12 protein-coding genes are annotated in these 15,820 nt (G+C 72.9%); 4 read left to right on the top strand and 8 right to left on the bottom strand.

The features are described from left to right. Positions 1-138 precede the first annotated feature (138 nt). The 8 genes from ACLQ14_RS10680 to ACLQ14_RS10645 all read right to left on the bottom strand — a co-directional run bounded on the left by ACLQ14_RS10680 (position 139) and on the right by ACLQ14_RS10645 (position 10,735). The gene (locus tag ACLQ14_RS10680; RefSeq protein ID WP_425812721.1) at positions 139-1,188 is read right to left on the bottom strand and encodes a prephenate dehydrogenase; all 1,050 of its coding nucleotides are present in this window, start codon (positions 1,186-1,188) and stop codon (positions 139-141) included. Then, positions 1,185-2,102: a prephenate dehydratase gene (locus ACLQ14_RS10675; RefSeq protein WP_425812719.1), complete on the bottom strand. Its 918-nt coding sequence runs from the start codon at positions 2,100-2,102 to the stop codon at positions 1,185-1,187. Before ACLQ14_RS10675 ends, ACLQ14_RS10680 begins: the two co-directional genes overlap by 4 nt. Further along, positions 2,099-2,980 (bottom strand): hypothetical protein, encoded by an 882-nt coding sequence (locus tag ACLQ14_RS10670; protein WP_425812717.1) that lies wholly within the window; start codon positions 2,978-2,980, stop codon positions 2,099-2,101. The genes ACLQ14_RS10675 and ACLQ14_RS10670 overlap by 4 nt, the downstream gene beginning before the upstream one ends. Continuing rightward, positions 2,977-5,037, bottom strand: coding sequence for a VanW family protein (locus tag ACLQ14_RS10665; protein WP_425812715.1), 2,061 nt, complete (start codon positions 5,035-5,037; stop codon positions 2,977-2,979). Before ACLQ14_RS10665 ends, ACLQ14_RS10670 begins: the two co-directional genes overlap by 4 nt. Before the next feature lie 100 nt (positions 5,038-5,137). Beyond that, entirely contained in the window at positions 5,138-5,656 is a 519-nt protein-coding gene (locus ACLQ14_RS10660; RefSeq protein WP_425812713.1) for a hypothetical protein, read from the bottom strand. Then, on the bottom strand, positions 5,653-6,639 hold the full coding sequence (locus tag ACLQ14_RS10655) for a PIG-L family deacetylase (protein WP_425812711.1): 987 nt from the start codon (positions 6,637-6,639) through the stop codon (positions 5,653-5,655). The genes ACLQ14_RS10660 and ACLQ14_RS10655 overlap by 4 nt, the downstream gene beginning before the upstream one ends. Positions 6,640-6,917: 278 nt before the next feature. Continuing rightward, positions 6,918-8,849 (bottom strand): translational GTPase TypA, encoded by a 1,932-nt coding sequence (gene typA / locus ACLQ14_RS10650; RefSeq protein WP_425812709.1) that lies wholly within the window; start codon positions 8,847-8,849, stop codon positions 6,918-6,920. Positions 8,850-9,013: 164 nt separating this feature from the next. Next, positions 9,014-10,735: an ABC transporter family substrate-binding protein gene (locus tag ACLQ14_RS10645; RefSeq protein ID WP_425812707.1), complete on the bottom strand. Its 1,722-nt coding sequence runs from the start codon at positions 10,733-10,735 to the stop codon at positions 9,014-9,016. 431 nt (positions 10,736-11,166) lie between these two features. On the opposite strand from ACLQ14_RS10645, the gene ACLQ14_RS10640 reads away from it, so the two are divergent. The 4 genes from ACLQ14_RS10640 to ACLQ14_RS10625 are packed head-to-tail and all read left to right on the top strand — an operon-like array spanning position 11,167 to position 15,703. Continuing rightward, positions 11,167-12,150, top strand: coding sequence for an ABC transporter permease (locus tag ACLQ14_RS10640; RefSeq protein ID WP_425812705.1), 984 nt, complete (start codon positions 11,167-11,169; stop codon positions 12,148-12,150). Between the two features lie 2 nt (positions 12,151-12,152). Then, positions 12,153-13,055, top strand: a complete 903-nt coding sequence (locus tag ACLQ14_RS10635; RefSeq protein ID WP_425812703.1) for an ABC transporter permease — start codon at positions 12,153-12,155, stop codon at positions 13,053-13,055. Continuing rightward, positions 13,048-15,144, top strand: coding sequence for a dipeptide ABC transporter ATP-binding protein (locus tag ACLQ14_RS10630; protein ID WP_425812701.1), 2,097 nt, complete (start codon positions 13,048-13,050; stop codon positions 15,142-15,144). Before ACLQ14_RS10635 ends, ACLQ14_RS10630 begins: the two co-directional genes overlap by 8 nt. Before the next feature lie 4 nt (positions 15,145-15,148). Then, positions 15,149-15,703: a PH domain-containing protein gene (locus ACLQ14_RS10625; RefSeq protein ID WP_425812699.1), complete on the top strand. Its 555-nt coding sequence runs from the start codon at positions 15,149-15,151 to the stop codon at positions 15,701-15,703. Positions 15,704-15,820 lie beyond the last annotated feature (117 nt).

Raw genomic sequence — 15,820 nt, 5'->3', positions numbered from 1 at the left:
CCCGGCGCCGAACACGGGCTGGGCGCCCGTCCACCCGCGTCGACAGGCGCGCAGCCCGTGTTCGAGGGGCGAGAAGCGCGCGTTCGGCGGGGACGGTGGCGGTCCGCGGCGCCCATGGCGTTCGGCGGGGCCGACACGTCAGCGGGCGACGACGACGGCTTCGCGCCCGATCCGCGTGACGAGGGCGCCCGCCGCGCCGAGCGCCGTGAGCCGGTCCTGCCAGCCCGGCTCGTCCAGGCGGACGGTCGCCGACGGCGACGTGCCGGCCGACACCCCGTCGGCGAGCGCCGTGCGCACCGGGTCCGCCGCGTCGAAGAACGCCGTCACGGCCGCGGCGTCGCCCGCGTCGAGCGCGTCCGCGAGCGCCCCCAGGTGGGCGGCGGCGTCCCGGAGCGTCCCGACGACGGCGTCCGCGTTGCCGTCGACCATCGCCTGCGTGCGGCGGGGGTCGGTGCGGGCGACGCGCGTGCCGTCGCGGAAGGACCCCGCGGCGAGCCCGAGCGCGAGCGCACGCGCGGGAGCCGCGGTGGCGAGGTTCAGGAGCTCCGTCGCGAGCACGTGCGGCACGTGCGACACCAGGGCCACCGCGGCGTCGTGGGTGGCGTCGTCGACGACGCGCGCCACCCCGCCGAGCGGGCCCGTGACCAGGGCCAGGACTGGGAGCAGGTGGTCGGGCGACGTCGTCGGGCCGACCGTGACCGCCCACGCGCACCCGGGCAGCAGGTCGGCTCGCGAGGCGCCGAAGCCGGACTCCTCGGTGCCCGCCATGGGGTGCGCGCCCACGTAGCGAGCGCCGAGGCCGGCGGCGTCGACGGCGGCGCGCACGGGCGCCTTCACGCTGCCGACGTCGGTCAGCACGGGGACGGGCCCGCCGTCGGCGACGAGCCGCGGGAGCGCCGCGGCGAGCTCGTCGAGCACCGCCGGGAGCGCGGCGAGCGGCGGCGCGAGCACGAGGACGTCGGGGCGCTCGGTCAGCACCTCGGCGGCGCTCCCGACGGTCCGCACGCCCGCGTCCCGAGCGGCGGCGCGGGTCGTGGCGTCGGGGTCGGACGCGACGACGTCGACGCCGGCCGCGACCAGCGTCCGGGCGACGGAGCCGCCGATCAGCCCCAGCCCGACGACCCCGACCCGGGCGACGACGAGCGGCGCCTCGGTCGCGCCGGCCGGTCCGCTCGCGTGCGCCGTCACCACAGCAGCTCCCGGTCGAGGTCGCCGGCCGCCGCGGCGCCCCCGACCGACCCCGAGGGCACGTGCTCGAGGTCGAGGACCTCGGCACGATCGGCGCGCTCCGGGAACGCGGCCAGCGTCTTGAGGAGGTGCCCGTCGTCGAGCAGCCCCTGGAGCACCGCACGGAGCGCGGGATCCACGGGGGCGGCGTCGACCGTGAGGACGAACACGTAGCGGCCCGCGACCTTGAGCGGCCGCGTGATGAGGCTCGACAGGTTCAGCCCGCCGGCCCCGAACGCCGCGAGGATGCGCGCGAGCACGCCCGGGCCCGCGACGACCGGCGTCACGGCGACCATGGTGCGCCAGCGGGCACCCGCCTCGGCGCCCGCGGCGGGGATGGTCGCCCGGGCCTCCGCGCGCCGCGCGAGCAGGAGGAACTGCGTCCGCGCGCCGGCGAAGTCCTGGACGTCGCGCTCGTAGGTGTCCAGCCCGTACAGCTCGCCGCACAGGCGCGGGCCGAGCGCGACCTGGTGCGGCGCGGCGTCACGGCAGGCCGCCGCGTTCGACGCCGCGGGCACGGGGGTGAGCCCGGTGCGCGCCACGAACCGCTGGCACTGCGCGAGCCCGTGCGGGTGTGCGGACACCTCGGTCAGCTCGCCGGCGCCGGGACGGACGAACGCGTCGAACGTGATCTCCAGCACGGCCTCGTCGATCCCGACGACGTCGTCGGAGGCGAGCAGCGCGTCGAGCGACGGCACGACGTAGCCCTCGACGGTGTTCTCGATCGCGACGACGCCGCGGTCGACGGTCCCCTCCTGGACGGCGCGGTACACGTCCTGCACGGTGGGCAGCGCGACCGGCGTCGTGCCCGGCCAGGCGAGCGCCGCCGCGTGCGTGAACGTCCCCTCCGGGCCCAGGTACGCGACCGTCGTCACGCCGGGACCGCCACCTGCGCCCAGCGCGGCGTCAGGGCCACGGGCCCGGGCTCGAAGCTCGCCCCGGGCAGCACGGCGAGCACCCGGTGCGCGACGGCCCGGCCCTCGAGCTCGGCGGTCAGGGCGTCGAGGACGTCGCTCGACGGGCACGAGAACGAGCTGAAGAAGACGTGCGCGCCCTCGTGCGACCGGTGCGAGCGCAGGTGCTGGAGGTCGATCCCGGCGTCGGCGACCACGCCGAGCGTGTGCTGCAGGGACCCGCGGTGGTCGTCGCGCGGCCCGAACGCGAGCCAGACCTGCGCGGGCAGGTCGAACGGCTCGGGCCCCCGGCCCGAGGTGACGAGCCCGTACCAGAGCGGCGTGGGGTCGGCGAGACGCCCGGACTCGGGCAGCTCGGCGAACCCGTCGGGGATCGCCGACCGCTCCACGAGCAGCGTCCCGGCGGGCCCGGCGAGCGCGATCCGCTCGGCCGCCGGCGTGCGCGTGGGGACGAGCCGCGGGCTCGCGCCGAGCGCGCGCAGCCGGTGCCGGCAGTCGCGCATGCCCGCCTCGTCGACGACGACGGCGCCGGGGGGCGCGGTGACGCGCCCGCCCTCGCGCCCCACCCACGCCCACTCGCGGGCCACGCCGACGCTCGCGGTCACGACGACGTTCGCCGGCGCCGCGAGGAGCGCCCGCTCCAGCTCGGGCCCGGGCTGCTGCGGGTGGTCGAGGTACACGACGGCGGCGAGGTCGGCCAGCTGCGAGACCGTCTCCAGGGTCGTCGTGGTGCCACCGAGGTCGAGCAGGTCGCCTCCGTCGCCCCAGCCCACCGCGCGGGCCGCGGCGCGCGCGTGCGGCCCCGACTCCCTCTCGCTGCGCCCCAGCACGAGCGTCACCCGTTACCTCCGTCGGACGTGCAGACCTTGCGGTTCTGCGGCTTGTAGGTCCACTGGTTCGTCTCGTCCTTGACGACCGAGCCGTCGCGCGAGACGAGCCGCCGCACGCTCACGTGGAACCCGGGCTCACCGCCGCCGTCGGCGATGCACGTCTTCGACGCGTCGTGGACGGTGGTCGGCTGGACGACGTTCGAGCGCGGGCTCGTCGTCGTCTTGACCGTGTAGTACTTCGTGCTCCAGAACGCGACGTGGAGCTTCCCGCCCCCGACCCACGACTGGACGACCACGCCGTACGGCGTGTCGTTGGTGAACTTCATGTCGATGACCCCGACGGCGATGGTCGCCTCGCGGCCCTCGGGGTACCGCGCGAACCAGTAGGAGTGCGGCTGGTGCGTCACGATGTCGAGGCCCGCGAAGAACGCCGCGTTGTACGTCGTCGTCGCGACCTGCGAGAGCCCACCGCCGACGGCGTCCACGAACTGGCCGTTCTCGATCATGTGCGCCTTGTAGTACCCCGCCGCGGCCGTGATGGGGCTGAGCGCGTCGACCATGGAGAACGTCTGCCCGGGCTTGACGAGGTCGCCGGAGATCTTGCTCGCGCCGACCTCGAGGTTCTTGGTCCGGATCGGCTCGTTGGTGAGGACGGTCGCGAACTCCGAGACCTTCTCCTTGACGCCGAGCTTCGCCAGGTCGTCCTTCGTGGTGGTGGGCTCGACGGTCTTCAGCGGCACGGTCGCGGTGCGGCCCGAGTCCTTCGCTGCGGCCGCCGACACGGCAGACGCGAGCGCGGCGCCGTCGAGGCCCGTTCCGTTCGCGCCACCGACGATCGTCGGCTTGCCCTTCGTGAACGTGAACCGGGCGTCCTTGGCGGGCGTGACGAGCTTGGTGGTGCGCGCAAGGACGTCCGCGCGCAGGGTCTTGGGATCGAACGTCAGCCGCAGCGCGGAGCCGTCGGGCTCGAACGCGGCCGCGGCCGCGAGGACGTCCCCGGGCAGGCGGACCTTCTGCGAGCCGACGGTGAGGTCGACCGGCGCCGACGTCACCGTGCCCGCGGACACCATGGCGGCATCGACCGCGTCGGCGCCGACCTCGGGCCGGACGGTCGTGGTCGGCAGCTCGAGCGCGCCGTGCGCCGTGAGCCAGCCGTCGGTGACGATCGCCGCCGCCTTGCCTCGGTCCAGGCTCGTGCCGGTGCGCGGCGCGACGCTCGTCGCTGCCCCGTCGGAGAACGCGACCGCGCCGTCACGGGGCGCCACCTCGACCGACTTCTGGACCTTCGTGAGCGCCGCCGTGAGCTTGGCCTGGTCGACCGTCGTGACGGGAGTGACGTCGTCACCCCCGACCACGGCGTCCCACAGCCGCGAGGGGGCGAGGCTGAAGGAGACGAGGGGCTCGACGGTCGCGCGCGCGTCGAAGGTCAGGCCCGCCTTGCGGGGCAAGAGCTGCGCCTTCTTGCCGCCCGCGACGACGGCGACCGGCTCGGTCGCACGGTCGCCGAGCTCGTCGTCGAGGGTCGCGACGGCGTCGTCGACCGTGAGCCCGCCGACGTCCACGCCGGCGACCGTCGTGCCGTGGGCGATCTTGTCGGAGACGAACCACTGCGCCGCGACGTACGCGCCGACCAGCGCCACCACGACCACCCCGACGGCGATCAGCGTGCGGCGGGTCCGGCTGGGGGCCGGCTCCTCGCCGATCCCGCGCAGGATGTCGTCGGTCGGCGGCGCGCCGGTGGGCCCGGCGTCCGGGACGGGGAGAGCCGGCAGGACGCTCGTCGTCGCGGCCGGCACGCCCGCGGCGGGAGCGGTCGGCGTGACGGGGGCCGGAGGCAGGGGCGAGGTGTCCGTGCGCCCGAGCGCGGAGACCCGCGCGGGCGCGTGCGGCTCGGGGGCGGAAGGCTGCGCCGGCAGCTGCACGTAACCGCGCCAGGGGCGCTCGGGCTGCTGCTCCGGGCCGTGCCCGGACGCGGGCTCGACCGGGTCGCCCGAGGGCGCGGGCGGCGAGGGTACCGGCGGCCCGTCGGGCCGTTCTCCGGTGCCGGTGGTGGCGTGCTCGTCCATGGGTGCTCCTGCGCTGGCCGCGCGGCCGGCGCGGCGGGCGTCCGCCGGGTGTCGGCGTCCTGCGATTCTACGAGGTGAGCCTGGTGCCGGACGCCGGGTCTCAGCCGGCGTCGCCGTCCTGCCGGGCGTCCTTCGGCACGTCCGAGAACCAGCCGCGGGGCGCGAACGCGCTCGCCGCGACGAGCAGGAAGCCGCCGTACATCCAGAGGTTCGCCCAACGCTGGTGGGCGCCGGCGAGCACGTCGCCGCCGGGCCCGTGCATCCCGGTCAGGACGATCACGACGACGAGCCAGCCGACCGCGTAGGCGGTGTAGGCGCCGTAGCCGCCCCAGGCGCGCGTCAGGACCGCGGCCGTGACGCTGAGGGCGAGGGTGAGGACGAGCCCGACGGGCCAGGACGCGGCGGCGCTCACGTGGTCGGTGACGCCCGACGGCAGCAGCGCCGCGAACATGAAGGTCCCGACGGCGCCGACGAGGACGCCGAGCAGCCCCGACAGCACGACGCGCACCCAGCTGGTCCGCTGGCGGGGGGCGGTCGAGCGAGGGCTCCACACCGCCCCGGCGGGGGTGCCGGGCGGCGTCGGTCCCGGACCGGCGGCGGGGGGGACGGTGGCGCTCACGGTGCCACGGTACCCGGCGCGGCTGTGCCGCCGGCGAGCCCGGCGCCGCCCGGGAACGGCGCGTAGTGCTCGGCGGGCAGCAGCGGCGCGAGGACGTCGTTGCTGAGCGCGTACCAGCCGACGAGCGCCTCGCCGTCCGCGGGGGGCGTCACGGCGACCGCCTGGACCTGGGTCGCGTGGGCGCGGAGCGCCGGGGCGACCCGGTCGAGCACCGGCCGGAGCGGCACCGCGACGAGCGCCGCGGCATCCCCGGACCACCAGGTCGCGACGGGCGGGAGAACCCGCTCGTCGGGGTCGGGCAGCGCGAGGCCGGCGACGTCGGGCCGGTCGGGCGAGGTGGGCACCGTGGCCAGCGCCCGCCGGGCGGCACGCACCTCGGCCACGGGCTGGACGACGCACCACAGGGTGGGCACGTCGGCGCCCCCGCCCCCGTCGGGTCCCGCGGCGATCAGCTCGAGGGCACGCACGGTCACCTGGTGCGTCCGCACGTGGTCGGGGTGCCCGTACCCGCCGTCGGGGTCGTAGGTCGCGACGACGGCGGGACGCCGCTCCCGCAGCACGGCGGCGAGCCGGCGGGCTGCCTCGTCGAGCGGAACCGACACGAACGCCCGCTCGGGAACGTCGTCGCCGGCGTGCGACACGGCGCCTGCGATCCCGGGCGCGACCCATGCCATCCCGGAGTCCTCGTACCGGACGGGAGCGACGTCGTCGGGATCCGATGGCAGGAAGACGGCGTCGAGGAACACGTGGTCGTCGACCCCGAGCGCCCGGAGCGCGGCCGCCAGCTCACCTTCGCGGTACGAGGCGAGCCGGGGCCCGTCGCCCTCGAGGGCCCCGACCCCGGTGGGATGCAACCCGGTGTCGATGACCTCCCCGCGCTCCCCCCGCGTGCACGTCACGACTGTCACGGCCTTCCCGGCCGCGGCCCACGTCGCCAGCAGCGCGCCGGTCGCCAGTGTCTCGTCGTCAGGATGCGCATGCACGACGACGAGCCCACCTCGAGGCTCCACAGGCGTCCCGAGCGTCACGCGCACCCCCGAGCGAACCGCGACCCACGCGGAACGGGCACGCGCGACCCGGGGACGAGGCGGCCGCCGTCGTGCACGAAGGCGAGAGGACGACGAGCGGCCGGACGGGGGATGCCGCGTAGCGTCGTGGCGGGTCTGGCGGGAGGCCGCGAGGAACGAGCGGCCGGATGGAAGACGCGGCGCGGCATCCCCCGTCCGGCCGCGAACCCGACCACGACGCCCACGAGCAGGACTCAGCCGCGCTTCGCCCGCGACGTCGCGCGCGCGCGCTCGGCCTGGTCGAGGATCACCTTGCGGATGCGCACGACCTCGGGCGTGATCTCCACGCACTCGTCCTCCCGCGCGAACTCGAGGGACTCCTCGAGGGTGAGGTGCTTCGGCGGGACGAGGTTCTCGAAGTTGTCAGCCGTCGACGAACGCATGTTCGTCAGCTTCTTCTCCTTCGTGATGTTGACGTCCATGTCCTCGTTGCGGGAGTTCTCGCCGACGATCATGCCCTCGTAGACCTCCTGCGTGGGGTCGACGAAGAAGGAGCCGCGCTCCTGGAGGTTGATCATGGCGAAGGGCGTGACGGCGCCGGAGCGGTCGGCGACGAGGGACCCGTTGTTGCGGGTCTCGATGGGGCCGGCCCACGGCTCGTAGCCCTCGGCGATGGAGGACGCGATGCCGGTGCCGCGGGTGTCGGTGAGGAACCGGGTGCGGAAGCCGATGAGGCCGCGCGCGGGCACGACGAACTCCATGCGGACCCAGCCGGTGCCGTGGTTGGACATGGTCTCCATGCGGCCCTTGCGCTGCGCCATGAGCTGGGTGACGGAGCCGAGGTACTCCTCGGGGACGTCGATGGTCATGCGCTCCATGGGCTCGTTGACCTTGCCGTCGATCGTCTTGGTGACGACCTGCGGCTTGCCGACGGTGAGCTCGAAGCCTTCGCGGCGCATCTGCTCGACGAGGATGGCCAGGGCGAGCTCGCCGCGGCCCTGGACCTCCCAGGCGTCGGGGCGGTCGGTCGGCAGGACGCGGAGCGACACGTTGCCGATGAGCTCCTTGTCGAGGCGGTCCTTGACCTGGCGCGCCGTGACCTTGTGGCCCTTGCCGCCCTTGCCGGCGAGCGGCGAGGTGTTGATCCCGACGGTCATGGAGATGGCCGGGTCGTCGACGGTGATGAGCGGGAGCGGCCGCGGGTCGTCGGGGTCGGTGAGGGTCTCGCCGATGGTGATGTCCTCGATGCCGGCGACGGCGACGATGTCGCCGGGCGCGGCGGACTCGGTGGGGACCCGGTCGAGGGCCTTGGTCTCGAGGAGCTCGGTGATGCGCACGTTCTGGAGCGAGCCGTCGTGGCGCGCCCAGGCGACGGTCTGCCCCTTGCGGAGGGTGCCGTTGAAGATGCGCAGGAGCGCGAGGCGGCCGAGGAACGGCGACGCGTCGAGGTTGGTGACGTGGGCCTGGAGGGGCGCCGTGGGGTCGTACGTGGGGGCCGGGATCTTCTCGAGGATCGTCCGGAACAGCGGCTCGAGGTCGGGGCTGTCGGGCAGGCCGCCGTCCTCGGGCTGGTCGTGGCTGGCGCGGCCGGCCTTCGCGGCGGCGTAGACGACGGGGACGTCGAGGACGGCGTCCAGGTCGAGGTCGGGGACCTCGTCGGCGAGGTCGGACGCGAGCCCGAGGAGGAGGTCGGTGGACTCGGCGACGACCTCGTCGATGCGCGAGTCGGGCCGGTCGACCTTGTTGACGACGAGGATCACGGGGAGCTTCGCGGCGAGGGCCTTGCGGAGCACGAACCGGGTCTGCGGGAGGGGGCCCTCGGACGCGTCGACGAGGAGGACGACGCCGTCGACCATGGACAGGCCGCGCTCGACCTCGCCGCCGAAGTCGGCGTGACCCGGGGTGTCGATGACGTTGATGGTGATGCCGTCGGGCTGGCCCACCGCGGCCGCCGCGGGGCCGGCGTACCGGACCGCGGTGTTCTTCGCGAGGATCGTGATGCCCTTCTCGCGCTCGAGCTCGCCCGAGTCCATGGCGCGCTCGTCGACGTGCTGGTGGGCGCCGAACGCGCCCGACTGCTGGAGCATCGCGTCGACGAGCGTCGTCTTGCCGTGGTCGACGTGCGCGACGATCGCGACGTTGCGCAGGTCGGAGCGCACGGCGGCGGTCACGGTGGCCTCAGGCATGGAGGAACCAATCTTCGAAGAGGGGGAGATCGCACAGGTCGGCGTGCAACCCACCCATCCTACCGGTTGTGCCTGGACACGCCGGAGGGCGGCAGGCTGGTGTGCCTGCCGCCCTCGGGTGCGGGCGCCGGCGGGGGCCGGCGACCGGGTGTTTCGCGGTGAGGTCAGCCGGAGAAGCCGACGTTCTGCCACTGGGGCACCTGGAACTGCGCCGGCCCGTAGTTGGCGAGCGTCTTCTTGGCAGCCCACGCGTTGGGCTCCGGGAAGAGCGGGATGGTCGTGAAGAGCTGCGTGATCGTCTTGTCGATCCCGTTGGCGAGGTCGATCCGCTTGGCCGGGTCGAGCTCGGCGTTCGCGGCGCTCCACGCCGCCCCGAGCGAGTCGTCGGTCACGCCGGGGTAGTTCTGCCCCGAGTCGGCCGGGTAGTAGATCGACTCGGCGGACGACACCGGGAACGGCGTGCCCTGCCAGGCGAAGTACGTCGCGTCGAAGTTGCGCGTCTGCGTGGTGATGTACTTCGTGAAGAAGTCCGCGGTGGGCACCACGTCGATGTCGACCTTGATGCCGACGGCCTTCTCCTCCTGCTGGACGAGCTGCGCGATGTTCGACGAGTTCGGGTTGTCCGAGGGGATCACGAAGCGGACCGAGAGAGCCTTGCCGTCCTTGGCGGCGTAGCCGTCCGAGCCGACGGTGTAGCCGTTGTCGGTCAGCACCTGCTGGGCGGCCTTCGCGTCGCCGGTCAGGGTCGATCCGAGGTGGTCCTCGTAGCCCTTCTGGCCCGGCAGGTAGATGAGGTTGTTGAGCAGCTCGACCGGGCTCTCGACGCCGGACAGGATCGCCTGGGCGAGGATGTTCCGGTTGAGGCCCATGGCGAAGGCCTTGCGGACGTTGACGTCCGAGAAGACCGCGCTCGTGCCGTTGAGGGTGATGTGGCGGAAGGTCGTGCCGAGCGAACGCTCGATCTCTGCGTCGGAGCGGCCCTGCGCGGTCTTGTACGCGTCAGCCGAGCCGTACAGGTTCATCGCGTCGATCTCGCCGTTGGCGAAGGCCTGGGGCAGGCCGGCGCGCGAGACGACCTTGAAGACGATCTGGTCGAGCTTGCCGGCGTCGCCCCACCACTTCGGGTTCTTGCCGAACGTGACCACGCCGCCGTTCGCGTCGAACTTCGTGACGACGTACGGGCCGCCGGAGACGAACGTCTTGCCGTCGGCCGCGAACGGGCCGCTCTTCCACGCGTTGTTGAACGTCGTCGGGTCCTTGACGGCCCACTCGGGGTAGATCGCCGTGAGGATCGACGGCCAGTCCGCGTTCTTGGTCTTGAACGTCAGGAGCACGTCCTGGTCGTCCGAACCCTTGGTGACGGACTCGACGTCCTGCCAGACGTTCGTCGAGATCGGGGCGAACTTCTTGTTCGTGCCGTTGAGCGCCTTCCAGTTGGCCGCGACGTCCTTGTAGGAGAGCGGCGTCCCGTCGGACCACACGGCCTTGGGGTTGATCTTGACCTCGACGACCTGCGGGTCCTCCGACTTCAGCTTCACGGAGGTGGCGAAGTTGGGGTCCGCCGTCCACGACCCGTCCTCGGCAAAGCTGACGAACGTCGGCAGGTAGAGCGTCGAGAGTGTGTTGTCGTCGACGGTGCCCGAGTCGAGATTGAGGATCTGCCAGTTCGCCGGCACGGCATCGACGGGGAGCGTGAGCGTCCCGCCGTCCTTGACCTTGTCGCGGTCGACGACGTTCCAGCCGGTGCCCGGGAGCGAGGTGCTCGCCTTGGGGGTGCTGCCGCCCGACTTGTTGTCGTCGCCGGACGAGCAGGCCGAGAAGACCAGCGCGCCCGCGGCCAGCACGGCGACGGCCGACGCCGTCCTCCGAAGCCTCGTGGGAGTCATGAAAATGGTTACCTTTCGGTTGACGGGGCTGGGCGCCCGACGGTGGGTGTGACGGACGCCGCCCGTGGTGCTTCCATCCATCGTCGCCCCAGAAACGGACCGCAGTGGCCCGGATCGAACCGATTCAGCCTCTTCGTTATCGATCTGAGACCGCCCAGGTCGCGGCGGGCGACGGGCTCGAGCAAGCCCGCGCACGGTCGCCACGGCCCTCGATTCCTTGACCGAGGCTACTCACGAGTACGCTCGTCGTGTCGAGCGCGTCCACTGCGTGTGGTCGCGCTCGCGGCGCGGACTCCTCCGCACCGCGATATCGTCCACGACGAACCGGCCGCCCACCCTGGCCCCCGGACGTCCCCGACCCGTCGCGGCGGGCCCGCCGGCACTGCGCCTCGCCGACGGTTCGTCGCACCGACCGACAAGGTGCCTGTCCCATGCTCGCTTTCCTCGCCCGGCGCCTGGCGAACTACATAGCCCTCGCGTTCATCGCGACGAGCTTCGGGTACCTCCTCGCCAGTGCGACGCTCAAGCCACAGGCGAGGTTCCTCGGTCGCAACCCCCCGGTGTCGCAGGACGCCATCGACGCGGCACTCAACAAGATGGGCGTGAACCCGGACGTCCCGATCCTCATTCGCCTCAAGGACTGGTGGGTCGACCTGTTCGCCCACGGCTCGCTGGGCATCAGCACCCGCGGCTCGGAGGTCCTGAACGAGATCGTGGCACGCGCGGGGACCAGCCTCCGCCTGCTGATCATCGGGAGCATCCTCGGCGCGATCATCGGCGTGGCGGTGGGGGTCTACGGCGCGGTCCGCCAGTACAAGGCGTTCGACCGCTCGACGACGTTCGTGTCGTTCGTGCTCCTCGCGACGCCCGTCTTCGTGATCGCGGTCATCCTCATGATCCTGGCGACCAAGTTCAACGACGCCGTCGGCCACCAGGTGATCGCGTTCACGGGCGAGTACACGCCGGGCAAGGGCGGCGGGTTCTTCGACAACCTCGGCGACCGCCTCACCCACCTGCTGCTGCCGACCATCACCCTCACGGTGACCGCCGTCGCGTCCTACTCCCGCTACCAGCGCTCGGCGATGCTCGACGTCCTGTCCGCCGACTACATCCGCACCGCGCGCTCCAAGGGCCGCACCCGCGCGTCCGCGATCGTCCGCCACGGCGTCCGCGTCGCGCTCATCCCCATGTCGACGTTCTTCGCGTACTCGTTCGCGCTCATCCTCACCGGCGCCAGCGTCACCGAGCTGACGTTCAGCTGGCACGGCATGGGCGAGTACCTCATCAACAGCGTCTCGAACAACGACATCAACGCCGCCGCCGGCACCATGCTCTTCACCGCGATCCTCGTGATGATCGCGGGGACGCTCGCAGACGTGCTCTACGCGGCCCTCGACCCGAGAGTGAGGGTCTGACCATGTCCATGCTGAGTACCGAGGTCGAAATCCTCGAGGAGAACGTCTCGTCCGGCGCCCCCCGCCGGCCGAACGTCCTCCGCCGCACCTTCTCCTCGCCGCAGGCGTGGATCGGCGTCGGGGTCCTCGTGATCATCGCCGCGTGGGCCTGGATCGGGCCGCTCTTCGCGCCCGACCCCGAGACGACGGACCCGCTCGCCTTCAGCCAGTCGCCCAGCGGCGCGCACTGGTTCGGCACCAACAGCATCGGGCAGGACGTCTACGCGCAGACCCTGGTCGGGCTGCAGAAGTCGCTCGTGATCGGGTTCATCGCCGGGCCGGCGGCGACCGTGATCGCGGGCTTCGTCGGCGCGCTCGCTGGCTACGTGGGCGGCGTGTGGGACAAGGTCGTCGTCTGGATCATCGACCTGCTCCTCGTGCTGCCGGCGTTCTACATCCTGGTGCTGCTGAGCCCGGTCTTCAAGAAGCTCAGCTGGATCGCGCTCGTGTTCTTCATCGCCGTGTTCTCGTGGATGGTGATGGCCCGGGTCGTCCGCGGCCAGACCATGTCGCTGCGCGACCGCGACTTCGTCAAGGCGGCCCGGTACATGGGCGTCGGGACGTTCACGATCATCCGCCGGCACATCATCCCCAACGTCGCGTCGCTGCTCATCATCGACGCCACGCTCGGCGTCGGCGCGGCGATCCTCACCGAGAGCACGCTGTCCTACTTCGGGTTCGGCATCCACGCGCCCGACGTCTCCCTCGGCACGCTGCTCTCCCAGGGCACGTCCGCGGCCGTCACGCGCCCCTGGCTGTTCGTCTTCCCCGCCGCCGTCCTCGTCGTGACCGTGCTCGCGACGAGCCTCGTCGGCGACGCCCTCCGCGACGCCGTCGACCCCACCTCGGGAGCCAACCGTGACTGACATCATCGAGCCCGGCCGCGACCCGATCCTCCGCGTCGACGACCTCCGGGTCACGTTCCGCGGCGAGCGCGACGTGCACGCCGTGCGGGGCGTGAGCTACGCCGTCCACCAGGGCGAGTTCCTCGGGATCGTGGGCGAGTCCGGGTCGGGCAAGTCCGTCTCGTCGCTCGCCGTGATGGGCTTGCTGCCCGGCACTGCCAAGGTCGAGGGGTCCATCCAGTTCGACGGCCGCGAGCTCGTCGGGCTCGACGACCGCGGGTACTCGCGGATCCGCGGCGGCGACATCGCGATGATCTTCCAGGACCCGCTGTCGGCCCTGACGCCCGTCTACACGATCGGCGGCCAGATCGTCGAGGGGCTCAAGCTCCACGACAAGAAGCTGTCCGACCAGGCCGCCCAGGCACGGGCCGCCGAGCTGCTGACCCTCGTCGGGATCCCGAACGTCCAGCGCAACCTGCGTGCGTTCCCGCACGAGTTCTCGGGCGGGATGCGCCAGCGCGCGATGATCGCGATCGCGATCGCCAACGACCCGCGCCTCATCATCGCGGACGAGCCGACGACGGCCCTCGACGTGACCATCCAGGCCCAGATCCTCGACGTGCTCCAGAAGGCCCGCGAGGTCACCGGCGCGGCGGTCGTGCTCATCACGCACGACCTCGGCGTCGTCGCCGGCAACGCGGACCGCGTCGCGGTCATGTACGCCGGGCGCATCGTCGAGCAGGCACCCGTCCGGGACCTCTTCCAGCACCCGACCATGCCGTACACGATCGGGCTGCTGCGGTCGATGCCGAACCTCGCGTCGCCGCGCGAGGAGCGCCTGGTGCCGCTCGAGGGCAGACCTCCGCTGCTGACGACCGTCCCGACCGGCTGCCCGTTCGCACCCCGCTGCCCCGCGGCGATCGACCGGTGCCTCGAAGGTGAGCCCGAGCTGCTCCCTGTCGGCGCCACCACGCAGGAGGCGGCCTGCATCCGCGCCGACGAGATCGCAGCCGGCACGCTTGCTCGCGGCGAGATCTTCCCCCGCCCCGAGACGCTCCCCGAGGCCGAGGCCGTCGTCGAGACCGCGACGGGCAACGCCATCGAGATCACCGACATGCGCAAGACGTACCCGCTGTACAAGGGCGCGGTCTTCCGCCGGCGGATCGGCGAGGTCCACGCCGTCGACGGCATCTCCTTCGCGGTCCGGTCCGGTACGACGCTCGGCCTGGTCGGCGAGTCCGGCTGCGGCAAGACGACCACGATCATGCAGATCCTCGAGCTCTCGGGCGCCGAGGAGGGCACCGTCAAGGTCGCGGACAAGGACACCGCGCAGCTCAGCAAGGCCGAGCGCCGCACGCTGCGCCGCGACATCCAGGTCGTCTTCCAGGACCCGATGGCCTCGATCGACCCGCGCATGCGCATCTCCGAGGTCATCGCCGAGCCGCTCACCGTCCAGAACGTGCCTGCCGACGAGGCGCGCAAGAAGGTCGAGGACCTCCTCGAGCTCGTCGGCCTCGAGCGCTCGTTCGCCGACCGGTACCCGCACGAGTTCTCGGGCGGCCAGCGCCAGCGCATCGGCATCGCCCGGGCCCTGGTCGTCGACCCGAAGATCGTCGTCCTCGACGAGCCCGTCTCCGCGCTCGACGTCTCCGTGCAGGCCGGCGTCATCAACCTGCTCGAGGACCTCAAGGCCAAGCTCGGCCTGTCGTACCTGTTCGTGGCTCACGACCTCGCCGTCGTCCGGCACACCGCCGACGACGTCGCGGTCATGTACCTGGGACGCATCGTCGAGTACGGCACGTCCGACCAGGTGTTCTCCCAGCCCATGCACCCGTACACGCGGGCGCTGCTGTCGGCCGTCCCGATCCCGGACCCGGACGCCGAGCAGAGCCGCGACCGCATCCTGCTCGAGGGCGACCTGCCCTCCCCCGCCGACCGACGCGAGGGCTGCAGCTTCCGCTCCCGGTGCCCGCTCTACAAGCTCATGCCGGAGGACAAGCAGGCGCAGTGCCGCGAGGTCGACCCGCGTGTGCGGACCGTCGAGGGCCGCGGCGTCGCGTGCCACCACGCCGAGCACATCGACCTGCTGACGCCCGCGCGCGCTGCCTGAGCGGATGGCACCTCGATCCACGCAGTCCCCCAGCCGGACCGTCCTCCGCGGACGGTTCGGCCTGTGGCTGCTCGGCATCGCGTCCGCGTTCGCGCTCTACCTCGTCGTCGACGCCCTCGCGCGCGGCGTCGTGGGCGAGACCCTCGCGCTGCTGCCGTGGCTGATCCTGCCGCTGTGGGTCATCTACCTGCTGCTCGTCCGGCCCGCGCTCGTCGTGACCGACCGCCGGCTCGTCGTCGTGAACGTCCTCTTCCGCCACGAGCTCGACTGGGGACAGGTCGAGGACATCCAGCTCCGGTACCAGGCCAAGGTCGTGCTGCGTGACGGCAGCACCGTGACCGCCTGGGGCGCGCCCGCCGTCGGGCTCGACCGGACCACAGGCGTCGCGCCCGCCGTCGGCGACCCCGCCGCGGCGCAGGTGACCGGGATCAAGCGGCTGGTCTACCCGCACATCGACGACGCCACGCCCGGCACCGGCACCGCACGCCGCCGCTGGGACCTCGTCGGGGTTGTCGGGAGCGTCGTCGTGATCGTGCTCGTCGGTCTCACCGGACTCTGACGCTGCTTTCGGCTGGGGCGGGCGGTTCGGGAGGGGGGGGGGGGGGGGGGGGGGGCCCGCCCGCCCCCCCCCCCCCCCCGCCCGCCCCCCCCCCCCCCCCCCCCCCCCCCCCCCCCG

The organism is Luteimicrobium sp. DT211 (assembly GCF_049844995.1).
Classification (GTDB): Bacteria; Actinomycetota; Actinomycetes; order Actinomycetales; family Cellulomonadaceae; genus Luteimicrobium.
This window is presented reverse-complemented; position numbering and strand designations above follow the sequence as displayed.

Excerpts from the sequence above, each read along its gene's own strand:
- ACLQ14_RS10665 (WP_425812715.1), bottom strand. The coding sequence starts at position 5,037 with ATGGACGAGCACGCCACCACCGGCACCGGAGAACGGCCCGACGGGCCG.
- typA (WP_425812709.1), bottom strand. The coding sequence starts at position 8,849 with ATGCCTGAGGCCACCGTGACCGCCGCCGTGCGCTCCGACCTGCGCAAC.
- ACLQ14_RS10645 (WP_425812707.1), bottom strand. The coding sequence starts at position 10,735 with ATGACTCCCACGAGGCTTCGGAGGACGGCGTCGGCCGTCGCCGTGCTG.
- ACLQ14_RS10640 (WP_425812705.1), top strand. The coding sequence starts at position 11,167 with ATGCTCGCTTTCCTCGCCCGGCGCCTGGCGAACTACATAGCCCTCGCG.
- ACLQ14_RS10635 (WP_425812703.1), top strand. The coding sequence starts at position 12,153 with ATGTCCATGCTGAGTACCGAGGTCGAAATCCTCGAGGAGAACGTCTCG.
- ACLQ14_RS10625 (WP_425812699.1), top strand. The coding sequence starts at position 15,149 with ATGGCACCTCGATCCACGCAGTCCCCCAGCCGGACCGTCCTCCGCGGA.